Annotated in this window: 12 protein-coding genes; 6 read left to right on the top strand and 6 right to left on the bottom strand. The window is 34.7% G+C overall.

Translation table 11 applies throughout. The features are described from left to right. The first annotated feature begins 158 nt into the window (after window positions 1-158). From gyrB to BMZ76_RS15980, 4 genes are all read left to right on the top strand, one after another. Window positions 159-2,102 carry a DNA topoisomerase (ATP-hydrolyzing) subunit B gene (gene gyrB, locus BMZ76_RS06070; protein ID WP_091203890.1) on the top strand — a complete coding sequence of 648 codons (1,944 nt, stop codon included), beginning with the start codon at window positions 159-161 and terminating at the stop codon, window positions 2,100-2,102. An 86-nt stretch (window positions 2,103-2,188) separates the two neighbouring features. Then, a complete protein-coding gene (gene mdh, locus BMZ76_RS06065; RefSeq protein ID WP_091203887.1) occupies window positions 2,189-3,124 on the top strand; it encodes a malate dehydrogenase in 936 nt (311 codons plus the stop codon). A 225-nt stretch (window positions 3,125-3,349) separates the two neighbouring features. Continuing rightward, the gene (secDF, locus tag BMZ76_RS06060) at window positions 3,350-6,322 is read left to right on the top strand and encodes a protein translocase subunit SecDF (protein ID WP_091203884.1); all 2,973 of its coding nucleotides are present in this window, start codon (window positions 3,350-3,352) and stop codon (window positions 6,320-6,322) included. A 530-nt stretch (window positions 6,323-6,852) separates the two neighbouring features. Continuing rightward, complete coding sequence (locus BMZ76_RS15980) at window positions 6,853-7,071, top strand: hypothetical protein (RefSeq protein WP_208857639.1); 219 nt, start codon at window positions 6,853-6,855, stop codon at window positions 7,069-7,071. 32 nt (window positions 7,072-7,103) lie between these two features. Here BMZ76_RS15980 and lgt read toward each other — a convergent pair whose 3' ends face one another. The 5 genes from lgt to BMZ76_RS06030 all read right to left on the bottom strand — a co-directional run bounded on the left by lgt (window position 7,104) and on the right by BMZ76_RS06030 (window position 12,106). Next, on the bottom strand, window positions 7,104-8,030 hold the full coding sequence (gene lgt / locus BMZ76_RS06050) for a prolipoprotein diacylglyceryl transferase (RefSeq protein WP_091203882.1): 927 nt from the start codon (window positions 8,028-8,030) through the stop codon (window positions 7,104-7,106). A gap of 66 nt (window positions 8,031-8,096) precedes the next feature. Further along, complete coding sequence (gene yidD / locus BMZ76_RS06045) at window positions 8,097-8,345, bottom strand: membrane protein insertion efficiency factor YidD (protein WP_091203880.1); 249 nt, start codon at window positions 8,343-8,345, stop codon at window positions 8,097-8,099. 58 nt (window positions 8,346-8,403) lie between these two features. After that, complete coding sequence (gene cysS / locus BMZ76_RS06040; RefSeq protein WP_091204120.1) at window positions 8,404-9,882, bottom strand: cysteine--tRNA ligase; 1,479 nt, start codon at window positions 9,880-9,882, stop codon at window positions 8,404-8,406. Between the two features lie 123 nt (window positions 9,883-10,005). Next, window positions 10,006-10,677 (bottom strand): GTP cyclohydrolase I FolE, encoded by a 672-nt coding sequence (gene folE / locus BMZ76_RS06035; RefSeq protein WP_091203878.1) that lies wholly within the window; start codon window positions 10,675-10,677, stop codon window positions 10,006-10,008. A 223-nt stretch (window positions 10,678-10,900) separates the two neighbouring features. Further along, complete coding sequence (locus tag BMZ76_RS06030) at window positions 10,901-12,106, bottom strand: pyridoxal phosphate-dependent aminotransferase (protein ID WP_091203876.1); 1,206 nt, start codon at window positions 12,104-12,106, stop codon at window positions 10,901-10,903. 128 nt (window positions 12,107-12,234) lie between these two features. On the opposite strand from BMZ76_RS06030, the gene BMZ76_RS06025 reads away from it, so the two are divergent. Then, the gene (locus tag BMZ76_RS06025) at window positions 12,235-13,563 is read left to right on the top strand and encodes a PDZ domain-containing protein (protein ID WP_091203874.1); all 1,329 of its coding nucleotides are present in this window, start codon (window positions 12,235-12,237) and stop codon (window positions 13,561-13,563) included. A gap of 55 nt (window positions 13,564-13,618) precedes the next feature. Here BMZ76_RS06025 and BMZ76_RS06020 read toward each other — a convergent pair whose 3' ends face one another. After that, window positions 13,619-14,005, bottom strand: a complete 387-nt coding sequence (locus BMZ76_RS06020) for a DUF1573 domain-containing protein (RefSeq protein ID WP_091204118.1) — start codon at window positions 14,003-14,005, stop codon at window positions 13,619-13,621. Between the two features lie 216 nt (window positions 14,006-14,221). On the opposite strand from BMZ76_RS06020, the gene BMZ76_RS06015 reads away from it, so the two are divergent. Then, complete coding sequence (locus BMZ76_RS06015; protein WP_091203872.1) at window positions 14,222-16,855, top strand: valine--tRNA ligase; 2,634 nt, start codon at window positions 14,222-14,224, stop codon at window positions 16,853-16,855. Window positions 16,856-16,879 lie beyond the last annotated feature (24 nt).

Here is a 16,879-nt window from a genome sequence, read left to right as displayed (position 1 = left end):
TGAAGAACGCTCTCAATTTTGAGAGCATTTTTTTTATAATTATATGAACAAATGTTAATAACTTAAGGGCTTAAAAAGGGATTTTAACGGTTATATAATTTGCGTTTTTATATATTTGCGTGTTATACAAAAATTACATTTTTTAGAATAAAATATATATGAGCGAAGAAATCAAAAAGGACAGTTATTCAGCAGATAGTATTCAGGCATTAGAAGGAATGGAGCACGTAAGAATGCGTCCTTCGATGTATATCGGAGATGTGGGTGTTCGAGGACTACATCATTTAGTATATGAGGTTGTAGATAACTCTATAGATGAGGCAATGGGAGGCCATTGTGATACCATAATAGTTGATATTAATGAAGATGGATCCGTTTCTGTTGAAGATAATGGACGTGGTATTCCGGTAGGGATTCATAAAAAAGAAGGTGTATCGGCATTGGAGGTTGTTATGACCAAAATTGGTGCTGGAGGAAAATTTGATAAAGATTCTTATAAAGTTTCTGGAGGACTTCACGGTGTTGGGGTTTCTGTTGTAAACGCTTTATCGAATCATCTTAGAGCTACTGTTCACAGTAGTGATGGAAAAGTATATGAGCAAGAATATGAAAAAGGAAAGGCGTTGTATCCAGTTAAGCAAATTGGGGAAACTACTAAGAGAGGTACTATTGTAACTTTTTATCCGGATCCAAGCATCTTTACGCAAACAATAGAGTTTTCTTATGATACTTTATCCGCTCGTATGCGTGAGTTGTCTTATTTAAATAAAGGAATTACAATTACCTTTACAGACAAAAGAGAATTAGATAAAGACGGAAATTTTGTTTCAGAAATTTTTCATTCAACTGAAGGTCTTAAGGAATATATCCGATATTTAGATGGAAATCGTGAGCCAATCATAGCGCATGTTATTTCTATGGATAATGACAAAGGAGAAATTCCAGTTGAAGTAGCTTTAATTTACAACACCAGTTACACGGAAAATATTTTTTCTTATGTAAACAATATCAATACGCACGAGGGAGGAACACACTTACAAGGTTTCAGAACTGGTTTAACCAGATCGCTAAAGAAATATGCAGATGCCTCTGGAATGTTAGACAAATTGAAATTTGATATTTCGGGTGATGACTTCCGAGAGGGATTAACGGCAATTATTTCGGTAAAAGTTGCTGAACCACAATTTGAGGGACAGACTAAAACCAAACTTGGAAACAGAGAAGTTGTTTCTCCGGTAAGTCAAGCGGTCAGTGAAATGATTGAAAATTATTTGGAAGAAAATCCAAATGACGCCCGTATTATTGTTCAAAAAGTAATTCTTGCAGCACAAGCGCGTCACGCAGCCAAAAAAGCGCGTGAAATGGTACAACGCAAAACCGTAATGGGTGGCGGTGGATTACCAGGAAAATTATCAGACTGCTCAGAGCAAGATCCTGCAAAATGTGAAGTATACCTTGTCGAGGGAGATTCGGCGGGAGGAACCGCAAAACAAGGTCGTGATCGTGCGTTTCAAGCTATTTTACCTTTACGTGGTAAAATTTTGAACGTAGAAAAAGCAATGCATCACAAAGTTTTTGAAAACGAAGAGATTCGGAATATATTTACTGCACTAGGCGTTACGATAGGAACTGCTGAGGATAGTAAAGCATTAAATATTGAAAAGTTACGCTACCATAAAGTAATCATTATGTGTGATGCCGATGTCGATGGTAGTCACATTTCTACTTTAATTTTAACGTTCTTCTTTAGATTTATGAAAGAATTAATTGAAGAAGGGCACGTATATATTGCAGCACCACCTTTATATTTAGTCAAAAAAGGAAACAAGAAAGAATACGCTTGGAATGACGTACAACGTGATCAGGCAAATGAAAGAATGGGCGGAAGCGCAGGAATTCAACGCTATAAAGGTCTTGGAGAAATGAATGCGGAGCAATTATGGGAAACCACAATGGATCCAAGTTTTAGAACGTTGCGTCGGGTAACTATTGACAGTTTGGCGGAAGCCGATAGAGTTTTCTCTATGTTAATGGGTGATGAGGTGCCGCCAAGAAGAGAATTTATTGAGAAAAATGCAGTTTACGCAAATATAGATGCGTAACGTAATGTAATCATTCGTTTTTATTTGAATAGATTAACACAAAAACAAGTAACCAAATTAACAATTAACCGAATAAACTTTAAAATATGAAAGTTACCATTGTAGGAGCAGGAAATGTAGGAGCAACATGTGCGGATGTAATTTCTTATAGAGGAATTGCCAGCGAAGTAGTGTTATTGGATATTAGAGAAGGTTTTGCTGAAGGGAAAGCATTAGATATCATGCAATGTGCCACTAATACAGGTTTTAATACCAAAGTATCAGGTGTTACCAATGATTATTCTAAAACAGCAGGAAGTGATGTAGTGGTAATTACATCAGGAATTCCAAGAAAACCAGGAATGACTCGTGAAGAACTAATTGGAATTAATGCAGGAATTGTGAAAACAGTTGCTGAAAATGTATTGAAGCATTCGCCGGATACTATTATTGTAGTGGTTTCAAATCCTATGGATACCATGACATATTTGGCATTAAAATCTACTGGATTGCCAAAAAATAGAATTATTGGGATGGGTGGAGCGTTAGACAGTTCTCGTTTCAGAACGTATTTATCTTTGGCTTTAGACAAACCCGCTAATGATATTTCAGCAATGGTTATCGGTGGACATGGTGATACTACTATGATTCCTTTGACAAGATTAGCTTCTTACAACGGAATTCCAGTTTCACAATTTCTTTCGGAAGAACAATTACAAAAAGTAGCTGCGGATACTATGGTAGGTGGAGCTACACTTACAGGACTTCTTGGAACATCGGCTTGGTATGCTCCGGGAGCTTCAGTTGCTTTTTTGGTGGATAGTATTTTGAATGACCAAAAGAAAATGATCGCTTGTTCTGTTTTCGTTGAAGGAGAATATGGTCAAAATGATATCTGCATTGGTGTTCCATGTATTATTGGTAAAAATGGAGTGGAAGAAATTCTTGACATTAAACTAAATGATGCTGAAAAAACCTTATTTGCTAAAAGTGCTGATGCCGTTAGACAAATGAATGACGCTTTAAAATCGATTTTGGTATAAAATTTACATATAAAAAAGATAAGACTGCATCATTGCAGTCTTTTTCTTGAGATTAATCTATAAATAAATTGGTTAATCTTAACGTTAATTATATATTTGCTCGGTTTAAAAAAAATGAAGTAACTATTGAGATTCTTTTTTAAATTTAAAAATGGATGTAAAATGTTGTTTTACAAGGTTTAAAGCAAAAATAAATAAATAAAAAATAATTAATTTTTAGTAATAATGCAGAATAAAGGACTTATTAAATTTTTCGCAATTCTATTTGCATTGGTAAGTATTTACCAACTTTCTTTCACTTTTGTCGCAAGCAAAGTAAAAAACGATGCAAAATCTTTTGCTAATGGAAATGCTGACAAAGAAGTAAAATATTTAGATTCTATTGGTAAAGAAGAAGTATTTAATCTTGGGTTTACTAATTTTACTTTTAATGAAGTAAGTGATAAGCAGATCAATAAAGGTCTTGACTTAGAAGGTGGTATCAATGTTATACTTCAAATATCTGTTAAAGATATTTTAAAAGGATTATCTAATAATTCTAAGAATCCAGTTTTCAATAAGTCTTTGGCTGATGCAACTGCAGATTCACAAGGGAATAAATCGTATTTAGATAAGTTTTTTGATGCTTTTGATGCCAATTCAAAAGGAACTGTAAAATTAGCTTCTCCTGATATTTTTGCTAACAGAAGTTTGCAAGGTGAAGGTGGAGTAGATTTTCAAATGACGGATGCACAAGTAAAAAAGGTTATCTCCAGAAAAGTAGATGAGTCTGTAGAAAGTGCTTTTGGAGTTTTAAGAAAACGTATCGATCAATTTGGTGTAACACAGCCTAATATTCAAAAATTAGGAAATTCAGGTCAAATTCTTGTTGAACTTCCAGGTGCAAAAGATGTAGATCGTGCTAAAAAATTATTATCAAGCACAGCTCAATTACAGTTTTGGGAAACATACAAAATTGAAGAAATAGGTAACTTTTTAATGGCTGCTAATGAGTCATTGAAAAAAACTGAAATCAACACGACTGAAGTAAAACCAGTTGTGAAAGATTCTTTAAGTGCGTTACTTACTGATGCTAAAGATTCAACTGCTACTAAAAAAGGAGAAAATCCTTTATTTGATAAAATTATTGGTCAAGGCGGAGGTCCGGTTTTAGGACTTTTCTCTCCAAAAGATACTGCCGTTGTAAACGGATATTTGAAAAGAGCTAATGTTAGAATTTTATTAGCAGGTGACCAACGATATGCAAAATTTGTTTGGGGTAAACCAATGATAATTAAAGATGCTAAAGCAAAAGATATTGATGCTGTAGAATTATACGCTTTAAAAGGTAATAGAGATAACGTGCCTGCAATGAGCGGTGGCGTAATTACTGATGCAAGTGATACATTTGATCAAAGTGGTAAACCGGCTGTTTCGATGCAAATGAACGGTCAAGGTGCAAAAGCTTGGGAAGAACTAACTGGTAGAGCATATACTCAAAAAAGCAATATCGCTATTGTTCTTGATGATATCGTTTATTCCGCACCTGGAGTTTCTACAGGCCCAATCTCAGGTGGTAGATCTGAAATTTCAGGGGCTTTTGATGTAACAGAAACTAAAGATTTAGCAAATGTTTTAAGAGCGGGTAAACTTCCTGCAGCTGCGGATATTGTTCAGTCAGAAGTTGTAGGTCCATCCTTGGGTCAGGAAGCAATTGACAATGGTACTAACTCCGCTTTGATAGGATTACTTTTAGTATCACTTTGGATGATGATCTATTATGGTAAAGCCGGATGGTATGCAAATGTTGCACTAGCGGTTAACTTATTATTCTTATTCGGAATTTTAGCAAGTCTTGGAGCAGTATTAACATTACCGGGTATTGCGGGTATCGTTCTTACGATGGGTACTGCAGTGGATGCAAATATCATTATTTACGAAAGAGCGAAAGAAGAATTACGTGCTGGTAAAACTCTGGAAGAAGCGGTTAAAACTTCATACAGCTGGAGAGGTGCGATGTCATCCATTACAGATGCGAATGTAACTCATATTTTAACTGGAGCTGTGTTATTTATTTTTGGTTCAGGACCAATTAAAGGTTTTGCTACTACTTTATTGATTGGTATAGTAACTTCGTTATTTACTTCAATCTTTATTGCAAGAATCTTCATTGACTGGAATATAAGCAAAAAGAATAATTTGACTTTTGTAACAAATTTTTCTAAGAACATGTTCAACAACTTTCATTTTGATTTCTTAGGAATGAAAAAATGGACTTATTTGTTCTCTAGTATCGTTGTAATTATTAGTGTTATTTCATTAGCAACAAACGGTTTGGATGAGGGAGTTGATTTCGTGGGAGGAAGAACATTCCAAGTGCGTTTTGAAAAACCAATTGAAACAGAAACTGTAAAAGCAGAATTAGCAAAAGTTTTTGATGGTAGTGCTGAAGTAAAAGTTTTTGGTAATAATAATCAATTAAAAATAACTACCAAATTTAAAGTTCAAGAACCAGGAATAAAAGCAGATGAAGAAGTGAATAAATTGTTATTTGCGACTTTAAAACAACATTTTTCAGCAGATATGACGTATGATAAATTTATAAATGCTTACGATGGTAAAAAAGTAGGAGTTTTATTAGCTTCTAAAGTTGGTCCAACAGTAGCGCAGGATATTAAAACTAATGCATATTGGGCAGTACTTGGAGCAATGGCAATAGTGTTTTTATACTTAATGATCAGTTACAGAAAGTGGCAATACAGTTTAGGAGCTATTGCAGCTATTGCGCATGATGTTATTTTTGTATTGGGAATTTATTCATTATGCTATAAATTCATGCCTTTTGGGATGGAAATCGATCAACATTTTATCGCTGCGATTCTAACTGTTATTGGATATTCTATGAACGATACTGTTATTGTATTTGACAGGGTTAGAGAGTTTTTAGCCGGTAAAACTAAAGGTACGTTCTCTGACATTGTAAATCAGTCAATTAATACAACGATGTCCAGAACAATCAATACTTCATTAACAATGATTGTTGTTTTGTTAATCATGTTTGTTTTTGGTGGGGATTCAATCAGAGGATTTATATTTGCTATGTTAGTAGGTATCGTAGTAGGAACATATTCTTCATTGTTTATCGCTACACCAGTATTAGTGGATACAATCTCAAAAGAAGATAAAAATAAGGTTGAAAGAGCACATTTAGAAGCCTAAATTTTTTTCTATAATTTTTAAAAAGAGATTCAGCGTAAGTTGAATCTCTTTTTTTTTTAACTACAATCTAAAGTGAAATTTTTAATTCGTAACTGTATGATTTTTAAATTTAAATTTTATGAATAACAAAGCACTTCTAATTATAATTATTATTGGCAGTGCAATCCCATTTTATGCGCAAGATAAAGGCAATAGAATTTAATTTGGTTTCGCTTATGGATTAGGAAATGAATTTAAAAATAGAAATTATACAGATACAAACCAGTATTTCAAGTTGCAATTATATTACAAAATAAAGGATAGAAATAGCTTTAAATATTTATTAGTACCGCGACCAGAGCCTTACTTTTGCAAAACACCACCGCTTAAATTTGTATTTCGTTGCACATGATGAACCCGATTATTTAGCTAAACGGGAGAAATTTACAAAGCTGTAGGATGTAAAGAAATATGTTCTTAATATTGGCTTTCTGGCAAGGAAACTAGTCTTTGAATCGCCTTCTATTTATGTGTTAGGAAGTATCGGATCAATGATTACAGATACGGAAACGGAGCGCTTGTCTAAAGGTTTTGCCTTCGCAGATGACTTAGCGATAGGATTCACTTGCGAAGTTAACAGAATGACATTCGACCAAATATTCGTCACATTTCTAATGCTGGTTTACAAAAAAACTCCATTTATAATACAAAAAACATTGATTTTGAATTTTTATTTTCTCTACAAAAAAGCGTTAACTACTGTGATGTAGTTAACGCTTTTTTTTCGAAACGAAATGATTTTTTAATTCGTTAATTCTTTTTGAGCTGTAAAAATGAAATACAGTCCTATAAGTATAAATGGAATACTGAGCCATTGTCCTGTTGAAAACAAGCCTAAAGCGCTTTCGAAACCACCTTGACTTTCCTTAACGGACTCCACTATAAAACGAACTGTAAACAAAAGAACAAGGAACATTCCAAAAATAAATCCAGTATATTTTCTTTTTTCGGTTTTCCAATACATGAAAAATAAGATTGCAAAAACAAAAATATAACAAAATGCTTCATACAATTGCGTAGGATGTCTCGCAGGAACCTGTTCCAGTAAAGTCGCGAATTTAGGATCTGTTGCGATGGCTGTATAGGCGTCTTTAGGATTCGCTATTTGAGTAGCATTGACGGCATCCATCGGACTAAAATGATCTTTAATAAATTTTATTCCAAAAGAAGATGTGGTTTCATGACCAATAATTTCCGAATTAAAAAAGTTGCCTAGTCTGACGAAAATAGCGCCACTCGCTACAGGAATAACAACACGGTCTAAAATCCATAATTGTGGTCTTTTCAAAATGTTTTTACTATAAAAATACATGGCAATTATTATAGAAATAGCAGCACCATGACTTGCTAAACCTTGATATCCGGTGAATTCAAAACTCGGACTAAATCGAAAAGGTAAAATAATTTCCAATAAATGATTGCGGTAATATTCCCAATCGTAAAAGAAAACGTGTCCTAAACGCGCACCAATTAAGGTTGCCAACACAGTCCAGATAAACAAAGAATCCAATTTCTCTATCGATTCACCTTCTCGATCGAAGATGTTTTTCATGATGTACCAGCCTAATCCAAAAGCAATTACAAACATTAAGCTGTAATATCGAATGATAAAAAAGCCTAAATCGATTCCTTCTGATGGATTCCAAACGATGTTTAAAGCGTGTGTCATTTAGTGTAAAATTTGTATATTAGTCGTAAAAATAGAGTTTTAATGTAAATTTATACTCAAAAAATGTTAATGTTTGTGATTGCATGTTTTTTTTGGAACAGGATCATAGCCCGTTTTCCCCCAAGGATGACAACTCAAAATGCGTTTTACTCCCAAAAATCCTCCGTAAAACAAACCGTGAATTTGTAAGGATTGAATCATATAGGAAGAGCAAGTCGGTTCAAATCGGCAAGCTGAAGGGGTAAATGGAGAAATCGCAACTTGATAAAATCGAACTAATACTACAAAAGGAAATATGAGGATTTTTGAAATCATATTTTATTAGTTTCAATTTGAAATTCTGCGCTAATCATTAAAAACGAATTACTGAACACTAAATGCTAAATGTTGTTCCTTCTTTTCCGTCTTTCAACTGAATTCCCAAAGCAATTAATTGGTCTCTAATTTGATCAGACAAAGAAAAATTCTTGTTGTCTCTGGCCTGTTTTCTCATTTCGATAAGCATATTCACCGTTCCTTCTAACTTATCGTTATTGCTGTCCGAAACTTTTTCATCTTCTAAACCTAGAACGTCAAAAACAAATGCATGCATTGTTTTTGCAAAATAGTTTAAGTCATCGGCATTCAAAGTTTCTTTTTCATCCTTTAATAAATTGACAAATCGAACACCTTCAAACAACTGCGCAATCAAAATTGGCGTGTTAAAATCGTCATTCATCGCATCATAACAGGATTGTTTCCAAGCAATAATGTCAACCGTGCTTTTTGTGCCAGTATTGATCTCTTTTAATGAATGCATCGCTTCCATTAATCGTTTGTATCCTTTTTCGGCAGCAACAATGGCGTCATCAGAGAAATCAAGAATACTTCGGTAATGCGCCTGTAACATAAAAAATCGTGCAACCGATGCTGAGAATGCTTTACTCAAAATCGTGTTTTCTCCCGTCAATATTTCTCTTGGCAGAATATTATTTCCCGTAGATTTAGCCATTTTTTTACCGTTCAAAGTCAGCATATTGGCATGTAACCAATAATTAACGGGGGTTTGTCCGGTACAGGCCTCGTTTTGTGCAATTTCGCACTCATGATGCGGAAATTTTAAATCCATTCCGCCACCATGAATGTCAAAATGATTACCCAAATATTTAGTGCTCATTGCGGTACATTCTAAGTGCCATCCTGGAAATCCATCGCTCCAAGGCGAAGGCCAACGCATGATATGTTGGGTTTCCGCTTTTTTCCAAAGCGCAAAATCCTGTGGATTTCTCTTGTCACTTTGTCCGTCAAGATCGCGGGTATTGGCAAGCATATCCTCAATATTCCGGCCGCTTAATCGTCCGTAATGATTGGTTTCATTGAATTTTACCACATCAAAATAAACGGATCCATTGGCTTCATAACCAATTCCTTTTTCAATGATAGTCTTTATAATTTCAATTTGTTCAATAATATGACCCGTTGCCGTTGGTTCAATACTTGGTGGCAAAAAGTTAAATTCATTTAAAATATTATGAAAATCTACGGTATAACGTTGTACGACTTCCATCGGTTCTAGTTGCTCTAGACGCGCTTTTTTGGCAATTTTATCCTCGCCTTCATCCACATCATCCACAATATGGCCCACATCCGTAATGTTCCTAACATAGCGCACCTTGTAATCTAAATGTAGAAAATACCTAAAAATCACGTCAAAAGACATAAAAGTACGCACGTTTCCAAGATGCACATTGCTGTAAACCGTTGGCCCACAAACATACATCCCAACATTTCCTTCGTGTATGGGTGTAAATGTTTCTTTTTCTCCCGAAAGAGAATTGTATATTTTAAGCGTTTGCGTATTGTATAAAGGCATTTTTTTATTTTTTTGAGCCATTTCCTGCTGTTTGCTGTATCTTTTCATGGCTAAAGAAGCCATAAAAAGGATGCCGCTTCCATCAGGGCTAGGAATTTATGGATACTAAATGAATCGGGTTACTTAGAACTTTGTTTCTAATTTAATATAATCCAGAAACTCTCTGCGCGTTACACTATCTTTAAATTTTCCGCCAAATTCGGATGTCACAGTGCTACTTTCAATATCACTAATTCCTCTTGAATTTACGCAAAGATGTTTGGCATCAATCACGCAAGCTACATTTTCGGTACCCAAAGCAATTTGTAATTCCTGAACAATTTGCATCGTCAAGCGCTCTTGAACCTGAGGTCTTTTGGAATAATATTCCACTATACGGTTCATTTTAGATAAACCAATAACTCTTCCGTTAGAAATATAAGCCACATGCGCTCTTCCTATAATGGGTAATAAATGATGTTCGCAGGTAGAATATACGATGATGTTTTTTTCAACTAACATTTCACCGTATTTGTAATTGTTGTCAAATGTGGAAGCTTTTGGCTTTTTTGCAGGATTCAAACCTCCAAAAATTTCCGTCACAAACATTTTAGCAACACGATTGGGTGTGCCTTTTAAACTATCATCGGTCAAGTCCATTCCAAGTGTGATTAGAATACTCTCGACGTCTTTTTTTATTTTTTCAATTTTTTCATCATCAGTAATGTCAAAAGCATCATCTCTTACTGGATTGTTTGCGGATAAACTAACATGATTGTCTCCTAATTCGTCTTGAAATTCTTCGTTTTTTATCATTAAAAGCAACTATTATAGTGGGTATAATTATTTAAGCGGTAAAGATAAATAATAAAAATTAAAGAATTTCTATCGCTCTTATTATTTAAGACTACTTTATCGGTTTATCAGGAGATTCTTATTTGTTTTTTGGACCTAAAAAGAAAGGCAATAACGGGTGTGTTATTGCCTTTTTATAAAATCCTTCCGTTTACTCAATGAGTAAATCTAAAGCATACTTTTATTACGCTTTTGTTTGTGTTGCATTATAAACAGGAATTGCTGCTTTTAGTATGCGTACTGCACTTATTAAGTCTTCTTTTTTCAAAACATAAGCGATTCGAACCTGATTTAGTCCCATTCCAGGGGTCGAGTAAAAGCCAGCTGCGGGTGCGACCATTACAGTTTCACCATCTAAGTCATAACTTTCTAAAAGCCACTGTGCAAACGCATCAGCGTTGTTTACCGGTAGTTGCGCGATACAATAAAAAGCTCCTTTTGGTTTGCTTACAATAATGCCATCTATTTTATTTAACTCTACAATCAGAGTGTCTCTTCGTTCTCTATATTCTGAAATTACTTCGTCAAAATAACTTTGCGGCGTGTCCAGAGCGGCTTCACTTGCTATTTGTTCAATGGTTGGCGGACTTAATCTTGCTTGCGCAAATTTCATCGCAGCAGCCATCACTTCCTTGTTTTTAGAAACAATACATCCTATTCTTGCGCCACACATACTGTATCTTTTAGAAACAGAATCAATCATGATAGCGTGTTCTTCAAGTCCGGGAACATTCATTACAGAATAATGTACATCGCCATCATAAGTGAATTCGCGATATACTTCATCAGAGATTAAGAACAAGTCATGTTTTTTGACCAATGCTGCCAGTTGCATGATTTCTTCTTTAGAATATAAATATCCAGTTGGATTTCCTGGATTGCAAATAAGTATTGCTTTTGTTTTTGGCGTAATCAGTTTTTCAAAATCTTCTACAGCCGGAAGAGCAAAACCAGTCTCTATTGTCGAAATTACAGGGACAACAGTAACTCCTGAAGCCGTTGAAAATCCATTATAATTTGCATAAAAAGGCTCTGGGATAATAATTTCATCGCCTTGATCCATCGTGCTTCCCATGGCAAACATAAGTGCCTCTGATCCGCCGGTCGTAATTATAATATCCTCGATATTTACCGAAATACCTTGATTGATATAATATGCCGATAATTTTTTTCTGTAACTTTCATTTCCGGCAGAATGACTGTATTCTAAAATAGTTAAATCAATATTCTTTACAGCATTCATGGCAACTTCTGGCGTTTTTATATCCGGTTGACCAATGTTTAAATGATAGACTTTATTTCCTTTTTTCTTAGCAATTTCTGAATAGGGAACCAATTTTCGAATTGGCGATTCTGGCATTTGTTTGCCTTTGTTTGATATTGTTGGCATAGTCTTAAATTATTGAATTGCAAATTTGCAATTTTTTTTCCGGATTTATAATAATCAAAACGTGTATATATTGTTAAATCTGCATTTTGATATAATTTATTTATTAATTTTATGGAAAAGAAAAAATAATGAAAAAACCGCTCTTTTTATTACTCATGTACTGCTATACTTGTTCAGTTTATTCGCAACAAGGATTCCAGTTTGAAAAAGAAGCTAATAAAATAAGTGTTCCCTTCAAATTAATCAATAATTTGGTTTTTGTACCTATTAAAGTGAATGGGATAGAATTAAATTTTTTGCTGGACACCGGTGTAGTTGAAACCATATTGTTCAGTTTAGAAGATAAAAAAGAGGTCCGTTTTTTTAATATCGAAAAAATACTGTTAAAAGGTTTAGGAAGCCAAGAGGCTGTCGAGGGATTGAAATCGACAAATAATATTTTGGAATTTAGCAGTCTAAAGAATAGGAATCACATGCTTTACATTGTTTTAGACCCTGATTTTAATTTATCATCTCACATTGGTATTCCCGTAAACGGTATTATAGGATACCAGTTTTTTAGAAATAATTTAGTCGAAATTGATTACCGAAAAAGAAGAGTTATTGTTTACAAAGACACGGCCAAAAACAGAACTAAAATGGCTAAAAAATTCAGCTCCATTCCTATTACTATCGAAAATGCGAAACCATATTTAAAAAGCAGCGTTTTTCAGAATAATCGCGATGTGCCAGTTAAAGTATTGGTTGATATTGGCAACAGCGATGCAGTTTGGTTGTTTCAGGATCGCTCAAAATGGATTAAAGTTCCGGAGAGAAATTTTGATGATTTTTTGGGGAGGGGTTTTAGTGGCGATGTTGAAGGCAAAAGAGCCCGAATTGAGAAATTTCAAATGGGGGATTTTATCTTCAATAATCCGGTTGTGGCTTTTCCAGACTCAATTTCAATTAGAAACGTTACAATGGTGCCAGACCGAATGGGATCAGTAGGAGGCGAAATCATGAGACGGTTTACGGTCGTATTTGATTATAGGGAACAGCAACTTTATTTTAAAAAAAATAGTGATTATCAAGCTCCTTTCAGTTATAATAAAAGTGGTGTCGAAATACAGCACAATGGTTTGCAATGGGTTCAGGAAACTGTCCGAATGGAAACAGTTCCGTTAAGTACAAAATACAATGAATCCAGCGGGGTTAGCATAACTACTGATTTTAAATATAAATTTAAATTGAAACCTATTTATGAAATAGCTAATGTTAGGAAGAATTCTCCAGCTGCAAAAGCAGGATTGCAAAAAGGAGATATTATTATAAAGATTAATAACAACATTCCTTATCAATATTCTTTGCAAGAAATCAATTTTCTTTTTAAGTCGGTAGAGGATAAGTGGATTGATATTGAGGTTGAACGGGAAAGCCAAATTTTAAAGTTCCGGTTTAAGCTGGACGATATCTTATGACAAAAAAACGCTTCAGAAGTAATTCAAAAGCGTTTTTAGCTTATTCTATAATGTGTTAATTGGAAATCACTTCTCCTTTTATTTTCAGCGCAACTCTTCCCCCATCATAATTTACTGCATTCGATTCAACAGTAATTGTTTTTCGAATTGGTCCCGGAGCCATATTGTACTTTACAGTTATTTTTCCTGTTTTACCTGGCATGATTGGCTCAGTTGGTTTCGTAGGAATGGTGCAACCACAGGTAGAAAGAACATTGGTTATAATTAGTGGAGCGTTTCCAGTATTAGTAAAGATAAAATCGCGTGTACCGTTCTCAGTTTTCGTAACCTGTCCATAATCTATAGTGTTGTCTTTGGCAGAAAATACAATTTTAGGGCCATTTTGAGCAAAACCAATACTACTGATCAATGCGAATGCGAATAAAATTATAGTTTTTTTCATTTTCATTTATTTAAAATCATTTAGTAAAATTAGTTTCTTTTAATTAATGCACAAATTTTTATTTCTCTTTTTATAATCTACTTAATTATTTACTTTTGTTCCGCACTTTAATTACAAATATTAGACCAAAGTATAAAATGTACCTGTTGCTTTTGTTATCAGTTTAACTTAAGCAACAAACAATTGAATTTAACGAGTAAATGAATCTACGATAAAATGACAATTCCTGCACAATTTGACGCTAAAACTATTGAAAATAAGTGGTATGACTATTGGATGAAAAATAATTATTTTCATTCGGAGCCGGATCACAGAAAACCATATACCATTGTGATTCCACCACCAAATGTGACTGGAGTTTTGCACATGGGACACATGCTGAACAACACGATTCAAGATGTATTGATTAGAAGAGCGCGTCTTAAAGGGTTCAATGCTTGTTGGGTTCCGGGTACGGATCACGCATCCATTGCGACTGAAGCAAAAGTTGTTGCTAAATTAAAAGCGGAAGGAATCAATAAAAATAATTTAACTCGAGAAGAATTCTTGGCGCATGCCTGGGAATGGACGGATAAATATGGTGGTGTAATTTTGGATCAATTAAAAAAATTAGGAGCTTCTTGTGACTGGGAACGAACTAAGTTTACTATGGATCCTGATATGTCAGCATCAGTAATTCGTTCTTTTGTGGATTTATACAACAAAGGTTTGATTTATAGAGGATACAGAATGGTGAACTGGGATCCCGAAGCCAAAACGACTTTGTCTGATGAAGAAGTAATTTATGAAGAACAACAAGGAAAATTGTATTTCCTAAAATATAAAATAGAAGGAAGTGAAGACTTTCTGACGATTGCTACGACACGTCCGGAAACTATTTTTGGTGATACCGCAATTTGTATCAATCCAAATGACGAACGTTTTGCTCATTTGAAAGGCAAAAAAGCGATTGTACCCATTTGCGGAAGGGTAATTCCAATTATTGAAGATGAATATGTTGATATCGAATTTGGAACAGGTTGCTTGAAAGTAACTCCGGCGCATGATATGAATGATAAGACCTTAGGCGAAAAACACAATTTGGAAATTATTGATATTTTCAATGAAGATGCTACTTTGAATAGTTTTGGATTGCATTACCAAGGAAAAGATCGTTTTGTGGTTCGTGAGGCTGTTGCCAAAGAATTAGAAACAATTGGTGCTTTAGCAAAAACAGAAATTCACCTGAACAAAGTTGGAACTTCTGAAAGAACGAAAGCGGTAATCGAACCTCGTTTGTCTGACCAATGGTTCTTGAAAATGGAAGATTTGGTAAAACCGGCTATTAAATCTGTTTTGGAAGATGGTGAAATCAAATTGCATCCAGCTCGGTTTAATAATACGTATGCACACTGGTTGAACAACATTCGTGATTGGAATATTTCTCGTCAATTGTGGTGGGGACAACAAATTCCTGCGTATTTCTATGGTGACGGAAAAGAAGATTTCGTAGTTGCCGAGAATATAGAAGACGCTTTAGAATTGGCAAAAGCCAAAACTTTAAACTTTAAACTTGAAACAAAAGATTTAAGACAAGACGTTGATGCTTTGGATACTTGGTTTTCTTCTTGGCTGTGGCCAATGTCAGTTTTTGGAGGAATTATGGATCCGGAAAGTGAAGATTTTAAATACTATTATCCAACGAATGATTTAGTTACCGGACCGGATATTCTGTTTTTCTGGGTGGCGAGAATGATTATAGCGGGTTACGAATACACAGGCAAAAAACCATTTACAAATGTATATTTGACTGGTTTGGTTCGTGACAAACAAAGACGCAAAATGTCTAAATCATTAGGAAATTCACCTGATCCTTTAGATTTAATCGAAAAATTTGGAGCTGATGGAGTTCGTGTGGGATTGCTTTTGAGCGCTTCTGCAGGAAACGATATTATGTTTGATGAAGAATTGTGCAATCAAGGAAAGGCGTTTACCAATAAAATCTGGAATGCCTTCAAACTAATTAAAGGTTGGGAAGTTTCAGATGCCATACCGCAACCAGAATCATCGAAAGTTGCGATTGAATGGTATGAAGCCAAATTGCAACAAACGCTTTTGGAAATCGAAGATAATTTTGAAAAATATAGAATTTCCGAAGCGTTGATGGGAATTTATAAATTGGTTTGGGACGATTTCTGTTCATGGTTTCTCGAAATGATAAAACCAGCGTACCAGCAGCCAATTGACAGCGTAACTTTGGCGAAAGCCATAGCAATGCTGGAAAACAACTTGAAATTACTGCATCCGTTTATGCCATTCTTGACAGAGGAAATTTGGCAAATTCTTGCTGAAAGAACTACAGAAGAAGCATTAATCGTTTCAGCTTGGCCTGAAATGAAACCGTTTAACGCCAGTTTGATTGCTGATTTTGAAAATATGATTGAAGTGATTTCTGGAATCAGGACGATTCGTAAAGACAAAAATATTCCTTTCAAAGACACCATCGAATTGAAAGTAGTAAACAACGATAAAGCTTCCACTTATTTTGATTCGGTAGTGACAAAATTAGGAAACATTACTACACTGGAATATGTTTCGGATAAAGTGGACGGAGCGTTATCTTTCCGTGTAAAATCGAACGAATATTTTATTCCAATCACCGGAAACATTGACGTAGAAGCGGAGATTGCTAAACTTACGACAGAGTTGGTGTATACGCAAGGTTTCTTGAAATCAGTTCAAAACAAACTGGCAAATGAGAAATTTGTGGCCGGTGCGCCAGAAAAAGTATTGGCAAACGAAAGACAAAAAGAAGCCGACGCTTTGGCAAAAATTGAAACTATCGAACACAGTTTGGCTGGTTTGAAATAACAGTTAAATCTTTTCGAAATATAG

The organism is Flavobacterium xueshanense (assembly GCF_900112975.1).
Lineage (GTDB): Bacteria > Bacteroidota > Bacteroidia > Flavobacteriales > Flavobacteriaceae > Flavobacterium > Flavobacterium xueshanense.
Note: the sequence above shows the minus strand (reverse complement) of the source record. Positions and strands in the feature narration are given on the sequence as shown.